Here is a 3,995-nt window from a genome sequence, read left to right as displayed (position 1 = left end):
GAAGAGCGCTTCCTGCACCCGGAACAGCGTCAGGACCTGTGGTACGGCTCGGACATCGACGAGATGCTGGCCTGGATGCAGGCCTACGAGCCGGCCCAGGCGTCAAAGTGGATCGACGAGAAGCGCCGCGACGGCAGCGTTGATCGCCATCGCCACCAGCCCATGATCCCATCCGGGCAACAGCATCGTCCACAGTTGCTGCGCCTGTGGCAGCAGCAGGGCGAGATAGCCTGCCACGATCCCCGCAAAGACCCCCGCCGCGTGCGCGCGCTTCCAGGTGAAGGCGAAATAGACCCCCGGCGCGAGCATGCCGATCGCGGCATAGGCCGACAGCCCGATCTCGACGAGCGACTTCGATCCACCGAGCGTCAGCCAGACCGCGATGGCGGCAAAGACGATCATCGACAGGCGCGATGCGAGCAGCGATGCACGGTCGGAGAGATCGGGCCGCATCGGCAGCAGGATGTTGCGGCTGAAGATCGATCCTGCGGTGAGCAGCAGCACCGATCCCGGTACCAGCGCAAGCAGGCACGCCGTTCCCGCGAAGATGCCGACCGCCCACGCCGGATAGCGATCGGCGACGAATTGCAGCAGCACGGCATTGGTGTCGCCGCCCTCGGGCTGCGTGCCGGCGAGCAGTGCCGCAAAGCCGAGCAGGATGATGAAGAAATAGGACAGCGAATAGATCGGCTGCCAGATCGCGTTGCGCCGGATCGTCGCTTCGCTTCCCGCCGAGAAGCAGAGCTGGAACAGATGCGGGAGAATCCAGTTGCCAAGCGCGACGTTGAGCGCCGCGGTCATCAGCCAGACGGTCGACAGGCCGGCCCCGGGCTGGAGCCCCGGTAGCCGGCCGATGCCGGGAAACTGGTCCTGTGCCATATCATAGACGTCGAGCATCGACGCCGCGCCGACCTTCGACGCGACGGTCGCACAGAGCGCGACGACGATCAGCAGCATCAGCACGTCCTTCACCCCCGCCGCGAAGGCGGCCGAGCGCAGCCCGGCGAAATAGACGAAGGCGAGCATGATCGCGGCGGCGACCGTCGCCGCGGCCGCTGTCGAAACCTCGGGGCCCAGCGTCAACCGCACGATCAGGCTGAGCGCGACGATCTGGATCTGCACATAGATGATCAGCGCCGCGATCCCCGCGACACCGACCACGACGCCGAGCCAAGTCGCGCGATAGTGCGCAGCAAAGAAATCGGCCTGGGTAACCAGCCCGTATCGGCGCCCGGCATTCCAGATGCACGGCATCAGCCAGTAACCGATCGCCGCCGAGAGCGAGACCGAGGTGAAGGCAAGATAGGCGGGCGCGCCATGCGCCCATGCGAAACCCGAAATGCCCAGCACCGCGAAGGTCGTGTAGATCTCGCCGGCATTGAGGAACCAGAAGACGAGCACGCCGAAACGGCGGCCACCGACCGCCCATTCTGTGAGCGTACGCGCGCGCTCCTGTCGCCGCGCCGACAGCAGCGCTCCGGCCATCGTGCCCAGCACGACCGCGAGGGTGAGGGCGAGGATCAATGGCTTTCTCCCGCCTGTCCGGAGCTTTCGTCACCGTCCCCGAATTCGGGATGCCGGCGGTCGATCGCAAAGATGAAGGCGATGATCGCCGAGGTGACGAGGATTCCGGCCATCTGCCAGACCATCGGGAAAGGAAGCGAGAAGGGTCGCCACGCCACGTCGTTGACCAATGGAACCGCGCCGATCTGCCACAGGAAGGGGATGAGCAGCAGCCATCGATGGCGGCGCGAAACGGAGGGTGTTGCGGACAGCACTTCGGTTTCCGGGGACATGGGGTGTGGCATCCTCACGCTCGCCCGCCGCCCGATGCGATCCACGCGCGTATCTTCGCTTCGAGCACCTCCATCGGCAGCGCGCCGGTGTTCAGCACCTGATGGTGATAGTCGCGAATATCGAACGCGGTATCGAGCGCCTTCGCCGCCTCCTCGCGAAGCTGCCGGAATTTGAGCTCGCCGATCTTGTAGGCGCAGGCCTGCCCCGGATAGGCGATGTAGCGGTCGATCTCGACCACCACGTCGCGCGGCGCCATCGACGTGTTGTCCAGCATATAATCGATCGCCTGCTGGCGTCCCCAGCGTTTCGCGTGGATGCCGGTGTCGACGACAAGCCGGACCGCGCGCAGCATTTCCATGTCGAGATGACCGAACATCTGCATCGGGTCGGTGAACATGCCGAGTTCGGGGCCGAGCGATTCGGCGTAAAGGCCCCAGCCTTCGGTATAGGCCGTGGCCTGCCCGTGCCGGAGCAGCGGCGGCAGCGCGGCATTTTCGATCGCGAGCGTCAGCTGGAAATGATGCCCCGGAATCCCTTCGTGCAACGTCAGCGTCTCGAGCGTCGGGATCGGCCGCGTGTTCAGCATCGACATGTTGAAAAAGAGGATGCCCGGCGACACGCCGTCGGGCGGTCCGGGGCGGTAATATCCGGTGCCGCGCTGGTCACCGAGCGCGGGCAGCGGGCGGACTTCGAACGGCGCCTTGGGACGATCGTGGAAAAGCCGCGGGATCGCCGGCCAGATTTTCGCCTCGATCGCCTCGAACCGCGCGAGCAGTTCGGCGGGGGTTTTGCAATAATATCGGGGGTCGGTGCGGACATGTTCGAAAAAGGCCTTGAGGTCGCCCGCAAAGCCCGCTTCGGTGCGGATCTTTTCCATCTCGCTGCGGATCCGCGCGACTTCGGACAGGCCGAGCGTGTGGATGTCGTCGGCCGAGCGCGTCGTCGTCGTGTGCCGCGCGAGATTCCAGTCGTAGAGGGCGGGCCCGTCCTTCATCGCCCACAGACCCGGCGCGTCGGGCGCGTCTGCCAGATAGCTATCGCGCAGATAGGTGCCCCAGGCACGGTAGGCAGGGTAGACCTTGTCGCTGATCGCGGCGCGGAACGCTGCCGTTATCCGGGTGCGTTCGGCGGGGGTGAATGTGTCCGGCATCCGGTCGATACCCGACCAGAAGGGGCTTTTTTCAGCCGGGAGCGCTAGCATTGCGTCAACCTGCGCAAGGATATTGGTGACGATGATCTTCGGTTGCAGATAACCTTCGGCCCGGCCTTCCTTCAATCGGGCGACGGTGCTGTACATATAGTCCACGAAACCGTCGATGCGTGCGAGGGCATCGTCATAGTCGCGGGCGGTCGCGAACGGCGCCGCCCCGCCTGACAGAAAGTCGGGGAACTCGACGTGCAGACCGAAAGAGGGGTTGAGCGGTGCCTTGCGCTGCACGGCGAACAGGCCGCTGTCGAACAGCGCGAGCATCTGGCGCGTCTTGTAGTCGAACACATCGTAAGCGATGCGATCGACCGGCGACAGTGTCGCGCGATCGATCCGGCGGAGCGCGGCAAGGTCGCGCGTCTTGTTGGCGCGCAGGGTCGCGCCATAACTGTCGCTCAGCGGATCGACGAAAAGGGGGCCGCCTGTTCCACCGCCGTTGCGGGCCGCGCGCAACGGATCGAGGGCGGCATCGGCGGCCTCGCTCCGATCGAGAAGCGCGCGCAGCGCCTCCGCACTTGAACCCGTCTTTGCGAAGCCATGTAGCGGGCTCAGCGCGCTGGCCGCCATCATCCCGATCACCGCGCGGCGCGCGAGCTGGAATGGCCGTGTATGATGCATGATCGAGTCCCCGCCTTGTTTTCGACTTGTTGCATGATCGTGTCGTGACGCGGCCAGAATGCAACCGGGTGTCGCGGCAGGGGCTGATCGGCGTGTCCGGCCGTGAAGCGGCGGAAAGCTGCGATTTTCCGCGTTTATCGTTGTCGTTTCTGAAAGCTTGTTGAAGTTACGTTGCGTTTCTTGCAACAAACTCGCGCCTTCTTGCGCATTGTTTTCTTGAGCCATTGCCGCAGGTTCGGTGCCAGATAAAGGGAAGGGCGATTAATGATACGACTGCATGCCGCGCCGGCGCTTGCCGCATTCATGGGACTTTTTGCTGCATCGGCGGCGGCTCAGCCGGCCGAGGCGCCTGCGGCCGCGCCGCTGACCGCGC

Annotated in this window: 3 protein-coding genes; all 3 read right to left on the bottom strand. The window is 65.0% G+C overall.

Translation table 11 applies throughout. The features are described from left to right. Window positions 1-102: 102 nt before the first annotated feature. Genes VN047_RS17030 through VN047_RS17020 form a run of 3 tightly spaced genes read right to left on the bottom strand, consistent with a single transcriptional unit; the run spans window position 103 to window position 3,622 of the window. Window positions 103-1,524: a sodium:solute symporter family protein gene (locus tag VN047_RS17030; protein ID WP_325544745.1), complete on the bottom strand. Its 1,422-nt coding sequence runs from the start codon at window positions 1,522-1,524 to the stop codon at window positions 103-105. Beyond that, window positions 1,521-1,796, bottom strand: a complete 276-nt coding sequence (locus tag VN047_RS17025; protein ID WP_325544743.1) for a DUF3311 domain-containing protein — start codon at window positions 1,794-1,796, stop codon at window positions 1,521-1,523. The genes VN047_RS17030 and VN047_RS17025 overlap by 4 nt, the downstream gene beginning before the upstream one ends. A gap of 14 nt (window positions 1,797-1,810) precedes the next feature. After that, window positions 1,811-3,622 (bottom strand): DUF885 domain-containing protein, encoded by a 1,812-nt coding sequence (locus tag VN047_RS17020; protein ID WP_325544741.1) that lies wholly within the window; start codon window positions 3,620-3,622, stop codon window positions 1,811-1,813. Between the last annotated feature and the right edge of the window lie 373 nt (window positions 3,623-3,995).

It is taken from the genome of Sphingopyxis sp. (genome assembly GCF_035565275.1).
GTDB lineage: Bacteria > Pseudomonadota > Alphaproteobacteria > Sphingomonadales > Sphingomonadaceae > Sphingopyxis.
The sequence above is the reverse complement of the archived record's forward strand: the minus strand, read 5'-3'. Positions and strand labels throughout refer to the sequence as shown.

Coding starts and splice junctions, on each gene's coding strand:
- VN047_RS17025 (WP_325544743.1), bottom strand. CDS start 1,796: ATGTCCCCGGAAACCGAAGTGCTGTCCGCAACACCCTCCGTTTCGCGC.
- VN047_RS17020 (WP_325544741.1), bottom strand. CDS start 3,622: ATGCATCATACACGGCCATTCCAGCTCGCGCGCCGCGCGGTGATCGGG.